Origin of the sequence: Bacillus cereus group sp. BfR-BA-01330, assembly GCF_022663885.1 — a bacterium.
Classification (GTDB): Bacteria; Bacillota; Bacilli; order Bacillales; family Bacillaceae_G; genus Bacillus_A; species Bacillus_A cereus.
The window spans coordinates 217059-232548 of sequence record NZ_JAKUGK010000008.1 but is presented as its reverse complement, the minus strand read 5'-3'; the positions used below and the strand labels follow the sequence as shown (position 1 = coordinate 232548).

Sequence of the window (15490 nt, the reverse complement as noted above, 5' to 3'; positions counted from 1 at the left end):
AAGACAGGGAGCAGCATACAATCTCTCTGTCTTTTCTATAACTTTCGCAATATGAATTTGGTCTCCAAAATCCGCAAGCAATGCCTTTACAGAAATAGGGTCTTCTTTGTTTATTAGCCTCAAAAAACTCATCTAGAGAGATGCTTCTCTTACATGGTTAATAACTTATTCAGCGGATTAAATCTCTCGTTATTTTTCTTTAACTTGTTAGAAAACATACCCAAGTTACATTCAGTTGTCTTTATGCTGATATAACGCAAATTTCTATCCCATAATACTTAAATTACCCGCTATAATAAAATTACCATATATAGAACAGTTAAGGACTCTAAGGAGGCTCTTAACAATGAAAGGAAGCGTCAAAAAAGATAAGAAAACAGGAAAGTATTTTTATATTGTAGACATTGGTATTGACCCTTTAACAGGTAAAAGAAAGCAAAAGAAGAAGAGGGGATTTACTAGTAAGAAAGAGGCAGAAAATGCTTTAACAAAGCTGCTTTCAGAAGTTCATACTGAAACATACGTAGAGCCTAGCAAGCTCTCTTATGGTGAATATCTTGAGAGCTGGTTCAATACAAAAAAGCATAGTGTTGGGATTCAAACAGCGAAGGTACTGAAAGGTTATTTGAACAGTCGTATCATCCCGCCTCTAGGCAATATCAAATTAGCCAAGTTAACATCATTACATATGCAAAACTACGTCAATTCGCTGCGAGACGAAGGTTTAAAGAGAGGAACAATTGAGAAGATAATCAAAATCATTAGGAACTCTCTTGAACATGCGATTGATTTGGAGTTAATTACTAAAAATGTTGCAGCGAAGACTAAATTGCCTAAAGCTGATAAGGAAGAGTTAACGGTGTGGAACGAGCAGGAAGTACAGTTATTTTTGAAATCTGCACAAGATAGTAGGCATTCTATCGTCTTTCATATGGCTCTTGTAACTGGAATGAGGCAGGGTGAATTGTTAGGCTTGGGATGGAAAGATATTGATTTAGAAAAGGGACATTTAACCATTAGCCAAACATTAAGCCATGATGGAAAGACGTTCTTGCTTGGAGGCAAGACGAAATCAAGTTTAAGAAAGATACTATTACCTGCATCCACAATAGCAAAGCTAAAGAAACACAGAGCAGTCGTATTAAAAGAGAAGTTGAGTCAAGGTGAGGAATACCAAGACAATGACTTGGTGATGTGTACTCCTTCTGGAACACCGATTAATCCTGCTAATGTTAGACGAAGTTTAAACGCTTTGATTCAGAAAACGGCTGTACCAAAGATTCGGTTTCACGATTTACGTCATACACATGCAACTTTGTTATTGGCGAAAGGTGTGAATGTGAAGGTGATTTCTGAGAGGTTAGGACATAGTAATATCAAAATCACATTAGATACTTATTCGCATGTATTGCCAACGATGCAAGAAGATGCAGTTAACAAAATAGAAGAGATTTTGTAGGTAATGTGACCAATTCTGTGACCAATGGCTTTTTAAAGTATGAAAGTAAATAAATAAAAACCGCATCAAACGTTAATTTGACACGGTTTTTACAATTATGACCCCGGAGAGGCTCGAACTCACGACCTCCACCCTGTCAAGGTGGAGGTCTTTTAAATAATCTAGTCTTTTCTTTGTATTATAAACTCCCAAAACTTTTTTAATTCCTCACGTTTTTGAGGAGTAGCATTTTTGATATCTTTAAACCATTGATGAAGCTCAGGGTCTTGTAAGTCTGTAACTTCCCTTATTTCAGTTGTACCGAGGAGGTAATCAATTGATACTTCAAAGAAAGCAGCTAATTTTATCAATGTATTATAATCAGGTTCTCGATTTCCTTGTTCATACATTGCATATGTAGTTCGAGCAATCCCTAGTTGATTTGCCATGTCTTCTTGACGCAGTTTGCGTTCTTTTCGAAGAGTGTGTAGTCTAGTGCCAAACATATGCTACCTCCTTTTAGGTGTTTTCTATATCAATTATAACGTCACAATTTGTAACATTTAACAAAGTACACGAAATGTGTAAAAAACATTGATTTCATAATTATTATTATGTAATATAATCATTAGTTACACATTTTGTGACAAAGGAAGAGGGGGAATAATGAGGTTTTGGTTATTGAAAAAACGTAAAATTAAAGAGAAAACACAAGATTATGTTGCATATAAGGCAAGAATATCTAGAAGTATGTATGCAATGATTGAAAGTGGTGAAAGAAATCCAAGTGTTCCTGTCGCAAAGAATATAGCTAAGGTACTAAATTTTGATTGGACTCTTTTTTTTGAAGAGTAATGTCACAATACGTGTAATTAATAAGGGGATTTCATCTCTATATTGTTTTCCTAAAACGAAATAATTTATTAATTATTTTTAAGAAAATATGAAATAAGGGAAGTGTTTAAATATGAACATGAAAACATTTGAAATGCGTGAAAAACGATTAGCAGAATTACTAGGTGCAAAAGTACTATGGGAATTTATCAGTGCCGTCACAGAGGAAATTGAAAAGCAGGAATTAGGGTCTACACCAGGTTTGTTAGAAGATCTATTCATACATGTGAAAGAAACCATCCAAATTCAAAATATGAATCAACACATAACAAAAGCCCCTGTAAAAACAGAGGCTAATGGTATAGATAAAGATAAAGATACATTATTTATGGAAGCGTATGTAGAATTAATTAATCATAAGTTTGTTATTTCTGAATTAGCTGTAGAGCTTTCATCTGTTCTAAAAGAATTAAATTGTTTTGTTCAATCATCTTTGCCACAGCTTCAAAATGAGCTTGATTCTCAAGAACCTCAATCTGCTTCTCTTTAGGGAGTGATTGAAGTATTTCTTTTATTTCTTTACACTCGTATATGTTATTCTCCGAGTTTTCGATTAATTTATTGCGACGATTGGTGTATTCAAGTGCACCTAAAGTCGCTAATGCGCGAGGGTCTAATCCTAGAATTTCCATGTATTCCTCTCCTTTCCTCTACAATAATTCGATAGGGGGAAGGAGATTCCTTTAATAATTTGGTAGAGTTTTTATAGTTATATAACATATTTTTTATTAGTAAGAATGTTATTTAGCAGGAATACAATAGAATTAGACTTAAAATGTTTACCGTCGTCTAAATACAAGTTATACACACATATATTGATCTTATAAAGGTATATATTACACATAATATTATGTTAAAGGTGGCGAATTGTATCATGAAAGATTTTGTTCTCGAAAAAGAAAACATTATTCGTAAATATGGTGAATGGACCGCTTATGATATTAAATTAACGGATACTCTATATACAAGAGATATTCGACAACCAAATCCTGCGTTAAAAAAAATTGTGACAATGATTCAAGATATCACACAATGTGATTTTAAAAATCTTCGAATCTTAGATTTAGCTTGTTTAGAGGGGCATTACGCTATTGAGTTTGCTATGCAAGGAGCAACTGTTGTAGGGATAGAAGGAAGAGAATCAAACATACAAAAAGCCATATTCGCTAAAGATTTATTAAGGTTGGAAAACTTAACCTTTTATCAAGATGATGTAAGAAATTTAAGTGCTGACAAATATGGTCAATTTGATATTGTTTTATGCTCGGGTATTTTATATCATTTAGACTGCTCAGATGTATTCCCCTTTTTAGAAAAAGTGTATGAAGTGTGCAAAAGGTTTGTAATAATTGATACTCATATCACTTCTACTCCTAATGTATCAGTACTTTATAAAAATTATGAATATAAGGGACACACAATGCTAGAACACTCTGCTAATTCATCAATAGAAGAACGTTTAAAAGCAAAATGGGCATCATTAGATAACGTTACTAGTTTTTGGATGACAAAATCCTCTTTATACAATTTTTTAACGCGTACAGGTTTCTCTTCTATAAATGAATCCAGAAGTTTAGTTCAAGAAGATAGGATTACTGTTGTAGCTTTTAAGAAATATCCTATAGAAATTAAAAGCTCTCCTGAAACAGAAAAATACATTGAACCCGATTATTTAGAATGCTAAAAATAACACGTTTAAGTTTAATATCCTAATTACTCTGTATGAGGTAGCACTATATGCCCTTCAAGCTAAAAACTTAAAGTATCCCTGAACAAAATTATCAATTTTCCAAAAGCTATTTATATAAATGCAATCCGTTGCTTCCGTTTTGGGGGCACTATAAAGTTTTAGCTTTATAGTGATGGGATAGCACCGCATTGCTATCAACTTAAAGAAATACTTCCGAAAACAAAAAATGAAAAGAATAATAAAAAGCTTATCATTACGTGTTGAAGGATAAGCTTTTTTATTTAGAGTTCGATAGAACTCTTAACTTAGGAATTCCCCCACTTCTAAACGAAGTGAAAGTGGGGGTAATTCAATTGTAATTACAACAAATTAGTTAAGAAAGACTTAAATACAAGTGGTTACTAAAATAGTGCCTTTCTTAAATTGTTCGCATTTAATGTACCTCATGTAACAGTCTTCTTATCTCATTTTTTCTAATAGTCATCCCAGCTTTAGAAACTGTGTAACGGAAACCAAAGAAACATGAAGCTAATTAATATAGTAAAAGAATAATTTAAAAATATGTTTAGATTATAAAGTGATGCCAAGAAAGGATTGCTCATTTTATGCTTCTACAGTTCATACAATAAATTGATGAATTTCTAAAAGCGGAACCATATTCGGAAATTTAGGCTGATGGTGAGTGAAGTAAAGATACTTGGTGTTGTGAAAAATTAGGTAGTTTAAAAGGGGATTTTTTATGAAGAATGAACGAGTAGTAACTTGTAATAAAAAAGGAAGTATTGCTGTCGTTACAATTAAAAATCCACCAGTCAACACTTTAAGTTTAGAAGTAGTTCAACAATTAGTAGATGTATTAGAGGAAATAGAAATTGATAATGATATTTCAGTCGTAATTATAACTGGAAGTGGAGAAAAGGCCTTTGTAGCAGGAGGGAATATAAAAGAATTTCCAGATTGGATGGGCAAAGGTGAAAAATATGCCGAGATGAAATCATTAGAATTGCAACAACCTCTTAATCAACTAGAGAATCTGTCTAAACCGACTATAGCTGCTGTTAATGGGTTAGCACTAGGTGGTGGATGTGAATTAGCACTTGCTTGTGACTTAAGGATAATAGAAGAACAATCTTTAATTGGATTACCGGAAATTACGTTAGGTTTATTTCCTGGGGCTGGAGGAACCCAACGCTTACCTAGATTAATTGGAGAAGGGAAAGCAAAAGAGATGATGTTCACAGGGAAATCGATTACAGCTAAAGAAGCAAAAGAAATAGGCTTGGTTAACTACATTACCCCTCGAGGAGAGGCGTTAAATAAAGCAAAAGAGATTGCAAGGGATATAAGTAAATTTTCTCTTCCAGCTCTCGCCTATATGAAGTTGGCAATTCGCGAAGGGGCAGCAGTACCTTTACAAGAAGGGCTTGAGATTGAAGCGCGTTACTTTGGAAAAGTATTTCAAACAGAAGATGTGAAGGAAGGGGTAAAGGCATTTATTGAAAAAAGAATGCCGCATTTTACAAATAAATAGAATGGGACGAAAAAAGTTATCCAGGTTTATTCTACACTATGTCAACATAGCTGCTGTTTTTAAAGCTATTTATTTGTTTTTCGCAACACCTTTCAGATCTAGTTCGTCTAATAAGTAGATTTGTAGTAGCATGTCTATTTCAAAAGTGAAAATAAATAAAAAGGCGGAGGAATAGAATGGAAAATGGTACAAATGAAAAGGAAATAAATCAAACGCCTTTAGTAAGTGTATTAATTCCTACGTATAATCGTCCACACTACTTTGAAAAAGCTTTATGTAGTGTATTAGAACAAACGTATCCTAATATAGAAATTATAATAGGGGATGATAGTACAAACGACGAAACAGAGAAAGTGTTACAAAAGTACTTGTATGATCATTCAAATATTATTTATATAAAAAATAAGTCAACTCTTGGACAATTTGAGAACTCACGTATGTTATTTCATAAAGCGAAAGGTGAGTATATAAACTTCTTAATGGATGATGATTTATTTCATGTAAATAAAATTGAAAAAATGATGAAATACTTTTTAAATGACCTAGATAATGAAATTAAGCTTGTAACATCCCATCGCCAAGTAATGGATGCAGAAGGAAACCTATTGCCAGATGTTTATGCAACGATGCGTTTATTTTTTACAGATACGATTATAGATGGGCTACAATTAGGAAAAATGGTGATTATGAATCAAAAGAATTATATAGGAGAACCGACAACGGTTTTATTTCGTAAAAGTGATTTAACAGAACCGTATGGTGTATTTGATAAAAGGCGGTATCTTTGCAACGTAGATGTAGCTTCATGGTTATCCTTACTGAGTAAAGGGAAAGCAGTATATATAGCGGAGACACTCAGTTACTTTCGATTACATTCAAATCAGCAGTTAAATGAATCTAATAAAATGATGGATGGGTTAGAGGATTTTTCTCATAGTATTATTATAGCTGGAGAAAAATATGGTTTCTTATCCTCCGAAGAGGAGTTAGACAGAGCTATTACAAATTTTCTAGACTATGCAAGAAGAATTGTTCCATCATCCATATTATATTCATTGGATTACTATCAACAAATCAAGCTAAAGAAAATAAATATTGAAAAGAAAAAACAGCGTATGAATATCAACTCGCACCTCCCAAAAGTCAGTATACTAATTCCTGCCTACAATAGACCTCATTACTTAGAATTAGCCCTCAAAAGTGCTTTGAATCAAACCTATGAAAATATTGAAATTATAATTTCTGACGATAGTACAAATGATGAAGTAAAAACAATGATCCAGCCATACTTAAAAGAACATGAATGTATAACATATGTTAAAAATGAAAATCCATTGGTGGCTGAAAATTTTAATCAATGTATAGAGCTTGCTACTGGTGAATATATAAATTTTTTATTAGATGATGATTTATTTCATCTTGAAAAGATTGAGAGAATGATGAAATACTTTTTTGAATTAGAAAACATTGCATTTGTGACGTCGTACCGTGAACTGATTGATGAGAATGGAGAGGTATTACCCCCCTCGACATTGAATATGAAAATTGCCATAGAAACTACAATTTTTGAAGGGGAAACACTAGGGAATTATATGTTGAAAAACTTGAAAAACGTAGTTGGAGAACCGACAACAGTTTTGTTTAATCGCAATTTTTTTGGAGGGAAATTTGGTTATTTTAAGGGGAAAGCGTATTCTTCTATTAATGACATTGCAACTTGGTTAGATATGATGAGGAAAGGAAAAGTAGTTTATATAGAGGAACCTCTTAGCTACTTTAGACAACATAGTGGACAAAATCAAAAACAAATGTACTTTATATTAATGACAATTGAAGAATGGATTGAATTAATTACAGATGCACATAATAGTGGGTTTTTAAAAACTGAACAAGATTATAAAGAAAGCTTATCTTATTGTTTGGAGAATGCGGGATTTATACTTAAGGATGCAGTAAGAAGTGGAGAACTAGATCAAATTTATAATGAAAAAATAAAAAACGGGTTAATTAAACTAGTTACTCATATATTTGAGAAAAATATTTGTTATTGCCAATATTGCAATCAAGAATTTGAAAAATTTTCTCCTTGGCCAGCACATTATGATTTTCAAAAATATGAATTTGAGATGTGGAATAAAGATACAGGTATCTGTCCAGTTTGCTATTCGATGGATCGTGACAGGTTGTATCGTGCGTACATTGAAACAGAGACGGATTTGTTAAGTAGGAATTATACTATGCTTCATATTGCACCTGAAGAGAAGGTAAGAGGGTGGCTTAACCAGTTTAAAAACATTACTTATACATGTGGGGATTTAGAACCAAAGGATTCTTTAATGGAGGAAATTGATATTACGAGAATTGCATACGAAGATAATACCTTTGATGTTATTTTATGTAGTCATGTATTAGAACACGTGCCTGACGATGAAAAAGCAATGCGAGAATTATATAGGGTACTAAAGCCAAATGGATGGGGAATTATTCAAGTGCCAATCGTAATGAATGTAGATTTTATTATAGAGGATAAATCTATTGTAACGCCATTATTGAGAAAATTAGCCTTTGGTCAAGAAGATCATGTTAGGATTTATAATCGATCGGGATTTATTCAACGATTAACAGATGCGGGCTTTAAAGTAGAATTGTATAACATAGCTGAGAAACAAGGAATAGAAATTGCTAGGAAATTCGGATTATCTGAAACGGATATGCTCTATATTGTCCGAAAATGATAGAAAGGAATAGATGCATATGGAGAATATTCCTTTTTTACGTGCGTCAATTGTACCTGCAAACGAGTACTTAGATAAATTAGAGCAAATTGATATATCCCACATATATACAAATTATGGACCTATAAATCAACGTTTTGAAGAAACAATTATGTCGGAATTTTTTCAGAACAGGGGAGCAGTTACAACAGTAGCAAACGCAACGCTAGGGTTAATGGCGGCAATTCAATGTAAGAAAAGAAAAAAAGGAAAGTATGCTCTTATGCCTAGTTTTACATTCCCTGCTACTCCATTGGCAGCTATTTGGTGTGGCTTGGAGCCTTATTTTATTGATATTTCATTAGATGATTGGTGTATGGATAAAACGGTACTTTTGGATAAGATTGATGAATTAAAAGAAGAGGTTGCAGTTGTTGTTCCATATGCAACATTCGGATCATGGATGGACTTGAAAGACTATGAAGAATTAGAGAAAAAGGGTATTCCGGTTGTTGTAGATGCGGCACCAGGGTTTGGATTAATGCATGAGGGTGTACATTACGGTCAAAATTTTAGTGGTATGATTGTATATAGCTTTCATGCAACAAAGCCTTTCGGAATTGGTGAAGGTGGTATGATATATAGCCATAATGAGGAAGAGATAAATCAAATTAAAAGAATGGGTAATTTTGGATTTGATCATAATCGTGAATGTACGATGATGGGGTTTAACTGTAAAATGACTGAATATGCAGCAGCTATTGGGATTACAACGATAAATAAATGGAATCAAAAAATGCAAGAACGAACTCGTATCTCTGAATGGTATAAACAGTTATTACAAAGTACGGGATTAATAAAAAAAGGCTGGCAAGTTCAAAAGACAAAAGCAGTTATTCATCAATTTATGCCTATCCTCTGTTCAGAAAAAATTAACAATATGCAGATAATAGAAGAGTTGAAAAAGCAAAAGATAGAAGCTAGATCATATTTTTCACCATCTTGTCATCAACAAGATTTTTTTAAAAAATATAAGTCTACAGATTTAACAAATACAAATAAAATAGAAAAACGAATAATTAGTCTACCTTTATGGGAAGGAATGACAAAAGAAATCGTAGAGAAAATTATAATGTGTTTAATACAGAAGGTGGTGTTCACAGATGAATAGTTTTTATAGTCAAGAAGAGTTGAGCGAAATTGGCTTTCTATCTGTCGGGGAAAATGTATTAATAAGTAAAAAAACCAGCATATATAATCCAGGTGCTATATCTGTTGGAAATAATGTAAGAATCGATGACTTTTGCATTTTAAGCGGCAAAATTACAATTGGAAGTTATTCGCATATAGCGGCATATACAGCGTTATTTGGAGGAGAAATGGGGATTGAAATGCATGATTTTGCAAATATTTCATCAAAAACAATTGTATATGCAGCAATTGATGATTTTAGCGGAAATACATTAATGGGACCGACTATTCCACATCAATATAAAAATGTGAAAGCTGGAAAAGTTATTTTAAAAAAGCATGCCATTGTTGGTGCGCATTCTATTATCTTTCCAAATGTAGTAATAGGAGAAGGAGCGGCAGTTGGTGCGATGAGTATGGTAAAAGAAAGTTTAGATGATTGGTATATGTATGCTGGGGTGCCTGTAAGAAAAATAAAAGCCCGTAAACAAAAGATAGTAGAATTAGAAAATGAATTTTTAAAAAACATTAATTCCTGAGTGTTTAAAAGATTTTGTTGCAGCATTTCTCAAAAAAATAAAAAAAGACATGTATGAGGGGATATTATGTGATTACTGTATTATTTATGGAGCTATCTTTATAGTAGAGTCTACACCAGGTTTATTAGAAGATCTATTCATACATGTGAAAGAAACAATTCAAAATATGAATCAAAGCATAATAAAAGCACCTATCAAAACAGAGGCTAATGGTATAGATAAAAAGACATTATATATGGAAGCATATGTAGAATTAATTAATCATAAGTTTGTTATTTCTGAATTAGCTGTAGAGCTTTCATCTGTTCTAAAAGAATTAAATTGTTTTGTTCAATCATCTTTGCCACTGCTTCAAAGTAAGCTTGATTCTCAAGAACCTCAATCTGCTTCTCTTTAGGGAGTGATTGAAGTATTTCTTTTATCTCTTTACACTCGTATATGTTATTCTCCGAGTCTTCAACTAATTTATTACGACGGTTGGTGTATTCAAGTGCACCTAAAGTCGCTAATGCGCGAGGATCTAATCCTAGAATTTCCATGTATTCCTCTCCTTTCCTCTACAAATAATTCGATAGGGGAAAGGAGATTCCTTTAGTAATTTGGTAGAGTCTTTATACAGTTATATAAATTGTTAATGATTAATGGACATGTTATCTAGCAGGAATGTAGTAGAAATATACTTGAAAAATCCCTTAAAGATAATGAGAAGAAAGGAGAATCCAGTAAATTACACTCCTTTCACTTAAGAAATCTTCATATGAAAAGGTTATTTACTTATATTATAAATTTTATATTAGATTCTTTGACAAAGAGTAGATAGACATATGGAATAGAGGATGAATTAGCAGTTAAATTAGTATGATTTTTATGGAAGAATAAAAGACTTGTTAAAGTTTTTTAATGAATTCAATTTCATTATCTAATAATAATGGACGAGTTAAGTGTGAAGAATTTTCTTCAACCTGAGTAGAATTTTTTGCACCAGGAATCGCAACTGAAACTGCTGGGTGACCTAAAACATAACGTAAAGCAACTTGCGCTAAACTTCGATTTGAACGTACAAGTGAACGTAATTTCTCTACTGTGTTTAAGCTATCTTTAAACCATTTTTCTTTTGGCCAATCTTTTCTTAAATCATCGTCTGAAAATTGAGTTTCATGATTAAATTTCCCAGTTAAAATTCCCATTTTAAGTGGACCTCTTATTACAGCACCTAAATTATGTTTTTCAATATAAGGAAGGATGTCTTTTTCAGGTTCTTTATTCAAAATACTATAATCGAATTGTACGACATCTAAATCATTATTCTGATTAAAATGTTTTATATAATCTAAATCATTAGTAGAAACACCAACAGCTCTCACTTTACCAGACTGTTTTAAGGTTTGGAAAGCTTGTAGAAAGGCTTCTGTTTCTTCAGGTTTATCCCACCAAATATGACAAAAGTACACATCTATATAATCAGTTTTAAGCCGCAGTAAACTAGCATCAAATGCATCAATGATTTTTTGAGGGTCCCCATAAACGGCTGGTTGATTGGGATTATAATGATGACCAATTAATCCACCTTTTGTAGAAAGAATGATATCCTGCCTACGTTTATTTATAGCTTTTGCAACGAGTGTTTCACTATGACCTAGTCCATAAACATCAGCAGTGTCAATAAAATTAACCCCTAGGTCAATCGCTTTATTTATTGCATCAATTGATTCATTATCTTTTACTGCGCCCCATTCATCTCCACCAATCGCCCAAGAACCAAATCCTATCTCTGAAACTATTAATCCCGTGTTACCTAATAACCTATATTCCATTATGTACGGACTCCTCCTTTTCAGTTTATATTATTAGAAATATATATAGCGACCAGTTGGAATATTCTTGAATTTGTTTTCGAGATATAAATTAGAATTATTTAATCCTCTTTCTATAAGTATTTTTGATAAGTATTATTGAGAGCTTATGAGACTAAGAATAATAAGGAAAAGATTGCTTTTTAATAACGTACGTCCTGTTGAGAATACGGATATGCAATTATGCATATCCGTATTTATTATTTTTATAGTAATAAAATCTAATATATAATTAAAAAGTTTTTAATAAATTGTTAGGGAGATGCGAGTATGAAGAAAGTCATAGGACTTATAGTTTCATTATTTTTATTATTTTCTACCTATGCACCAACATTTACAGAAGCAGCCGAAGTTTTAAATAAAGTAGGCTGGGTCAAAGAGAATGAGAATTGGTACTATTATCAAAAAGATGGAAGTAAGCAAAGAGATAACATTACTTTAGATGGAGTTGAGTACTCCTTTTTTAAAGATGGAAGGCTAGTGGAAGGGAGAAAGCAAGCAGGGAAAGACACTTTATATTATAGTGAACCTGGTAAACTAAAGACCGGATGGAGTTTTTCTGCAACCTCATGGAGCTATTTAAAAGATGGAAAGTATGTGACAGGAACATTTACCTACCAAGGAAAACCATTTGAAATAAATAAGTACGGAGATATGGAAAAGGGATGGGTTACCCTTCGTTCTGCTGTTAAAAGAATCTATCCAAAGCCAGAAACAAAATTTCTATTTAAATCTAAACCTGTAAAGGATGGGGACGTCTTAGAAGTTATTTCAAAGCAGGGCTTATGGTATCAGGTAAAATATCAAGGAGAAGTTGGTTATGTTCGGATATTTGAATCTGTTGTAATTGGTGAATCACCAGTTCGTTCATGGGATGTAACAAAGGAAGCAACGAATTTGTCTCATTTTATTATAACTGAGTATCATAAAGATCCTGAAAAATACTTTCCGCCCAATATTCAAAAGAAATTTGATAAACAACTAGATAGTGATTTAGCTCTTCTTGCGAATGGATTAAAATGGATTGATCAATTAAAAGAAGCACTTTATTTAGATAATAAGCAAGGGTGGGTACAAGAAGAAGGAAAATGGACGTATTATAAAAAAGACGGGCAAAGAATAACTGGTTTCCAAGCGATTGATGGGAGACGTTATTATTTTGGTACCGATGGTTATATGCAAACGGGATGGGTACATACAAATGGATCAGATTATTATCTGGGGACAGATGGTGTAGTACAAACCGGTATCCAACATATTGATGGGAAAATCTATTACTTTAGTCCATTAGGTTCTGTACAATCAGGTTTTACAAATGTTGATGGGAAACCATATTATTTTGATGCTTCTCATGAGTCAAAAAATGGTTGGATGAAGCAAGAATTTAGTTGGTACTTACTACAGCCTTCAGGTGCATTACAAACAGGAGATTTTACATATAAAGACAAGAAATTTTCCTTTAATCAAGACGGAGAAATGATTAAAGGGTGGGTTACATTAGAATCCCTTGTTAAAAAAGTATATCCAGAGCCAGATTTAAGAAAAGTATTGCGTGCAAAACGTGTAAATAATGGTGAAGTGATAGAAGTAACTGGGAAAATTGGCTCTTGGTATGAGGTTAATTATCAAGGAGAAAAAGGGTATGTACGTATTCATGATGCCATTATTTTCGATCAGGAGGCTAAAAGTCCACTTACTTTGCTTGATGGAAAAGTAAAGATATTTGAAGGAGTATTAGATTATTTAAAAAGTGACGAACCAGTCATAAATAACGCGATCAAAATTTTAGAAGAAGAAGAACAGCGTTGGTTAGATGATGCAGAGACCTGGGAAAGTATTTCTAGTAACATAAACAATGCAAAGCAAGATGCACAGTATAAAATGCAATTGATGAAAGAATCACATGATAAATTGCAAGAACTAGTAAATGCAATGAAAGGTGACATTAAAAATTTAACGGTCACTCAAAGAAAAGAGCTATTTAAACTGCTTGGAAATACGGGAAAAGATGCTCTAGCCTACGGAAAAGAATGGATGGTATTTAGTGCTGATGTATATGTATCTATTCTTCAACATTATGAATCACTTTTAGAAGTCTATGCTGGTTACTATCAAGCATTAGATGTGGTTGCAGTAAAAGCAATTGAAACACAAAATGAGATTAATAAAGGACTTCGTCAAATCGAGGAAAATCATCGTAAGTTAGCTGAAGGGCTTTCTGGTGTTGTTAAAGATTTAGGACCAGTTGTAGATAGTTCTATTCGCTTAAAACATTCTGTAGATATAGCGAAACCTGCTATGGAGGAACTTGTACAAGTAACACGAAAAAACGCTCCAATCATTGCGCAAGATTTACAAGCATTAGATGCCAAAGTCCCAGGATTCTACACAGATTTCAATATGGGAATAGATCTTGCAAATATCTTTATGGACTCGGCCAATAAAATAGCAAGACATAAAGTTGATGTATCTGCTGCAGCTAGAAATATTGGTAATATTGATTTAAGCAGTGCATTGTATGATTTGGGTGGAGATCCATCTCGCATTTATAATCGTGCAAATGATGGAGATTTATCATTCGTATTGGGTATTACACCAATAATTGGTACAGGAAAAGAAATTGGACAACTTATCAAAGGTGAAGACTTAGTAACAGGTCAAAAATACAGTCCAGACGATTATGCATGGGGGACCTTGGCCGTCGTATCTGGTGGTACAACACGAGTTGTTGGTAAAGTTATAGGGAAGATTGGCGATCTTGAAAAGAAAGGAAAGGCACTAGAAGCAGCTGCTAAAGGTGGTCGTTCAGGAGAGATTGTTCTTGATAAGGTTCAATCATATGAACAAGCAAGAAATAAAGCAATGAGCTTATTGGGGGATTTTGGGGCAGATTCACAACCATTTATAGGAACAATGGAAAAAAGCGCTGGTTATGGTAAAATTGTTGGCAGAGAGACAGCTGATCATAAAGCAAGATGGCGATTAGATTATGACCCTAGTAAAGGGATGCATATAAATGTAGAAGATTTTAGAAATGGAAAAAAAGATAAAGCAATTAAATATGCAATTCCTTTTGAAGGAGACGAAGAAACCTTTAAATCATTATTAAAATATCTAAATAAATGAGGTAATAAAATGGCAACATTGTTGGAAGAGTGTATTGAAGCATTAGGTGAAGACATTGAAATTTTAGAGAATACTCAAGGAAAAATGGTAGTAAAAAGTTTTGAAAATGCATTCCCTATTACACAATGGGGGAGAGTAGATTGGTCCAACATTGAAAACTATGGTGATTTATATAATGAGGATGAAATAAAATTATATCTACAGAACTGTTTTGGAACATATTCTCAGACAGTATATATTATTTGGGATAATGCTAGAGTACCAGTAATCAAAACAAATTTACATCAAGTTTTAAATGTAATATATGATGTTACAGCTGTTAGTTTTGATACCTGGATATATTCACCAGATATGGGGTATGTCATTGAGTATCATCATGATGGTGATATACGTATTGGAGACGTAAAAAATATTGTTAAATAAATAGATTTTTATAAACAAACGTAGGATCATTGATTCCTACGTTTGTTTAGTATTAAGTAAAAATTTAATCACCAGAGAGTATTAGAAAATA

13 protein-coding genes and 1 pseudogene are annotated in these 15490 nt (G+C 32.8%); 11 read left to right on the top strand and 3 right to left on the bottom strand.

All coding sequences use genetic code 11. The annotated features are described in order from the left end of the window. Positions 1–35: 35 nt before the first annotated feature. Positions 36–108 (bottom strand): annotated as a pseudogene (locus MR112_RS28975) (DUF3898 domain-containing protein); the annotation flags it as partial. A 238-nt stretch (positions 109–346) separates the two neighbouring features. Here MR112_RS28975 and MR112_RS22800 point away from each other — a divergent pair. Next, entirely contained in the window at positions 347–1459 is a 1113-nt protein-coding gene (locus tag MR112_RS22800; protein ID WP_242245423.1) for a tyrosine-type recombinase/integrase, read from the top strand. A gap of 161 nt (positions 1460–1620) precedes the next feature. Here the strand turns inward: MR112_RS22800 and MR112_RS22795 are convergent, their stop codons facing one another. Further along, positions 1621–1944 carry a helix-turn-helix domain-containing protein gene (locus tag MR112_RS22795; RefSeq protein ID WP_088338129.1) on the bottom strand — a complete coding sequence of 108 codons (324 nt, stop codon included), beginning with the start codon at positions 1942–1944 and terminating at the stop codon, positions 1621–1623. A gap of 160 nt (positions 1945–2104) precedes the next feature. Between MR112_RS22795 and MR112_RS22790 the strand changes: the two genes are divergently transcribed. From MR112_RS22790 to MR112_RS28970, 8 genes are all read left to right on the top strand, one after another. Next, the gene (locus tag MR112_RS22790; protein ID WP_242245422.1) at positions 2105–2293 is read left to right on the top strand and encodes a helix-turn-helix transcriptional regulator; all 189 of its coding nucleotides are present in this window, start codon (positions 2105–2107) and stop codon (positions 2291–2293) included. A 112-nt stretch (positions 2294–2405) separates the two neighbouring features. Beyond that, entirely contained in the window at positions 2406–2822 is a 417-nt protein-coding gene (locus MR112_RS22785; protein ID WP_242245421.1) for a hypothetical protein, read from the top strand. A gap of 384 nt (positions 2823–3206) precedes the next feature. After that, positions 3207–4016 carry a class I SAM-dependent methyltransferase gene (locus MR112_RS22780; RefSeq protein WP_139848437.1) on the top strand — a complete coding sequence of 270 codons (810 nt, stop codon included), beginning with the start codon at positions 3207–3209 and terminating at the stop codon, positions 4014–4016. A 745-nt stretch (positions 4017–4761) separates the two neighbouring features. Then, a complete protein-coding gene (locus MR112_RS22775; protein ID WP_139848439.1) occupies positions 4762–5553 on the top strand; it encodes an enoyl-CoA hydratase in 792 nt (263 codons plus the stop codon). Positions 5554–5729: 176 nt separating this feature from the next. Then, positions 5730–8288, top strand: a complete 2559-nt coding sequence (locus MR112_RS22770) for a glycosyltransferase (protein WP_242245420.1) — start codon at positions 5730–5732, stop codon at positions 8286–8288. Between the two features lie 19 nt (positions 8289–8307). Further along, entirely contained in the window at positions 8308–9438 is a 1131-nt protein-coding gene (locus MR112_RS22765; protein WP_242245419.1) for an aminotransferase class I/II-fold pyridoxal phosphate-dependent enzyme, read from the top strand. Continuing rightward, entirely contained in the window at positions 9431–9997 is a 567-nt protein-coding gene (locus MR112_RS22760) for an acyltransferase (RefSeq protein WP_242245418.1), read from the top strand. Before MR112_RS22765 ends, MR112_RS22760 begins: the two co-directional genes overlap by 8 nt. Before the next feature lie 49 nt (positions 9998–10046). After that, positions 10047–10394, top strand: a complete 348-nt coding sequence (locus MR112_RS28970) for a hypothetical protein (protein ID WP_370658494.1) — start codon at positions 10047–10049, stop codon at positions 10392–10394. A gap of 490 nt (positions 10395–10884) precedes the next feature. Here the strand turns inward: MR112_RS28970 and MR112_RS22750 are convergent, their stop codons facing one another. After that, a complete protein-coding gene (locus tag MR112_RS22750) occupies positions 10885–11811 on the bottom strand; it encodes an aldo/keto reductase (RefSeq protein WP_242245416.1) in 927 nt (308 codons plus the stop codon). 309 nt (positions 11812–12120) lie between these two features. Between MR112_RS22750 and MR112_RS22745 the strand changes: the two genes are divergently transcribed. Together MR112_RS22745 and MR112_RS22740 are read left to right on the top strand one after the other, a co-directional pair. Further along, positions 12121–14976 carry a pre-toxin TG domain-containing protein gene (locus tag MR112_RS22745; protein WP_242245415.1) on the top strand — a complete coding sequence of 952 codons (2856 nt, stop codon included), beginning with the start codon at positions 12121–12123 and terminating at the stop codon, positions 14974–14976. 9 nt (positions 14977–14985) lie between these two features. Continuing rightward, positions 14986–15399, top strand: coding sequence for a CDI toxin immunity protein (locus tag MR112_RS22740; protein ID WP_000212604.1), 414 nt, complete (start codon positions 14986–14988; stop codon positions 15397–15399). Positions 15400–15490 lie beyond the last annotated feature (91 nt).

Bases quoted from the DNA above. Each gene is read 5' to 3' on its own strand.
- MR112_RS22745 (WP_242245415.1), top strand. From the start codon at position 12,121: ATGAAGAAAGTCATAGGACTTATAGTTTCATTATTTTTATTATTTTCT.
- MR112_RS22740 (WP_000212604.1), top strand. From the start codon at position 14,986: ATGGCAACATTGTTGGAAGAGTGTATTGAAGCATTAGGTGAAGACATT.
- MR112_RS22780 (WP_139848437.1), top strand. From the start codon at position 3,207: ATGAAAGATTTTGTTCTCGAAAAAGAAAACATTATTCGTAAATATGGT.
- MR112_RS22795 (WP_088338129.1), bottom strand. From the start codon at position 1,944: ATGTTTGGCACTAGACTACACACTCTTCGAAAAGAACGCAAACTGCGT.
- MR112_RS22785 (WP_242245421.1), top strand. From the start codon at position 2,406: ATGAACATGAAAACATTTGAAATGCGTGAAAAACGATTAGCAGAATTA.
- MR112_RS22800 (WP_242245423.1), top strand. From the start codon at position 347: ATGAAAGGAAGCGTCAAAAAAGATAAGAAAACAGGAAAGTATTTTTAT.
- MR112_RS22750 (WP_242245416.1), bottom strand. From the start codon at position 11,811: ATGGAATATAGGTTATTAGGTAACACGGGATTAATAGTTTCAGAGATA.
- MR112_RS22790 (WP_242245422.1), top strand. From the start codon at position 2,105: ATGAGGTTTTGGTTATTGAAAAAACGTAAAATTAAAGAGAAAACACAA.
- MR112_RS22765 (WP_242245419.1), top strand. From the start codon at position 8,308: ATGGAGAATATTCCTTTTTTACGTGCGTCAATTGTACCTGCAAACGAG.
- MR112_RS22775 (WP_139848439.1), top strand. From the start codon at position 4,762: ATGAAGAATGAACGAGTAGTAACTTGTAATAAAAAAGGAAGTATTGCT.
- MR112_RS22760 (WP_242245418.1), top strand. From the start codon at position 9,431: ATGAATAGTTTTTATAGTCAAGAAGAGTTGAGCGAAATTGGCTTTCTA.
- MR112_RS28970 (WP_370658494.1), top strand. From the start codon at position 10,047: ATGTATGAGGGGATATTATGTGATTACTGTATTATTTATGGAGCTATC.
- MR112_RS22770 (WP_242245420.1), top strand. From the start codon at position 5,730: ATGGAAAATGGTACAAATGAAAAGGAAATAAATCAAACGCCTTTAGTA.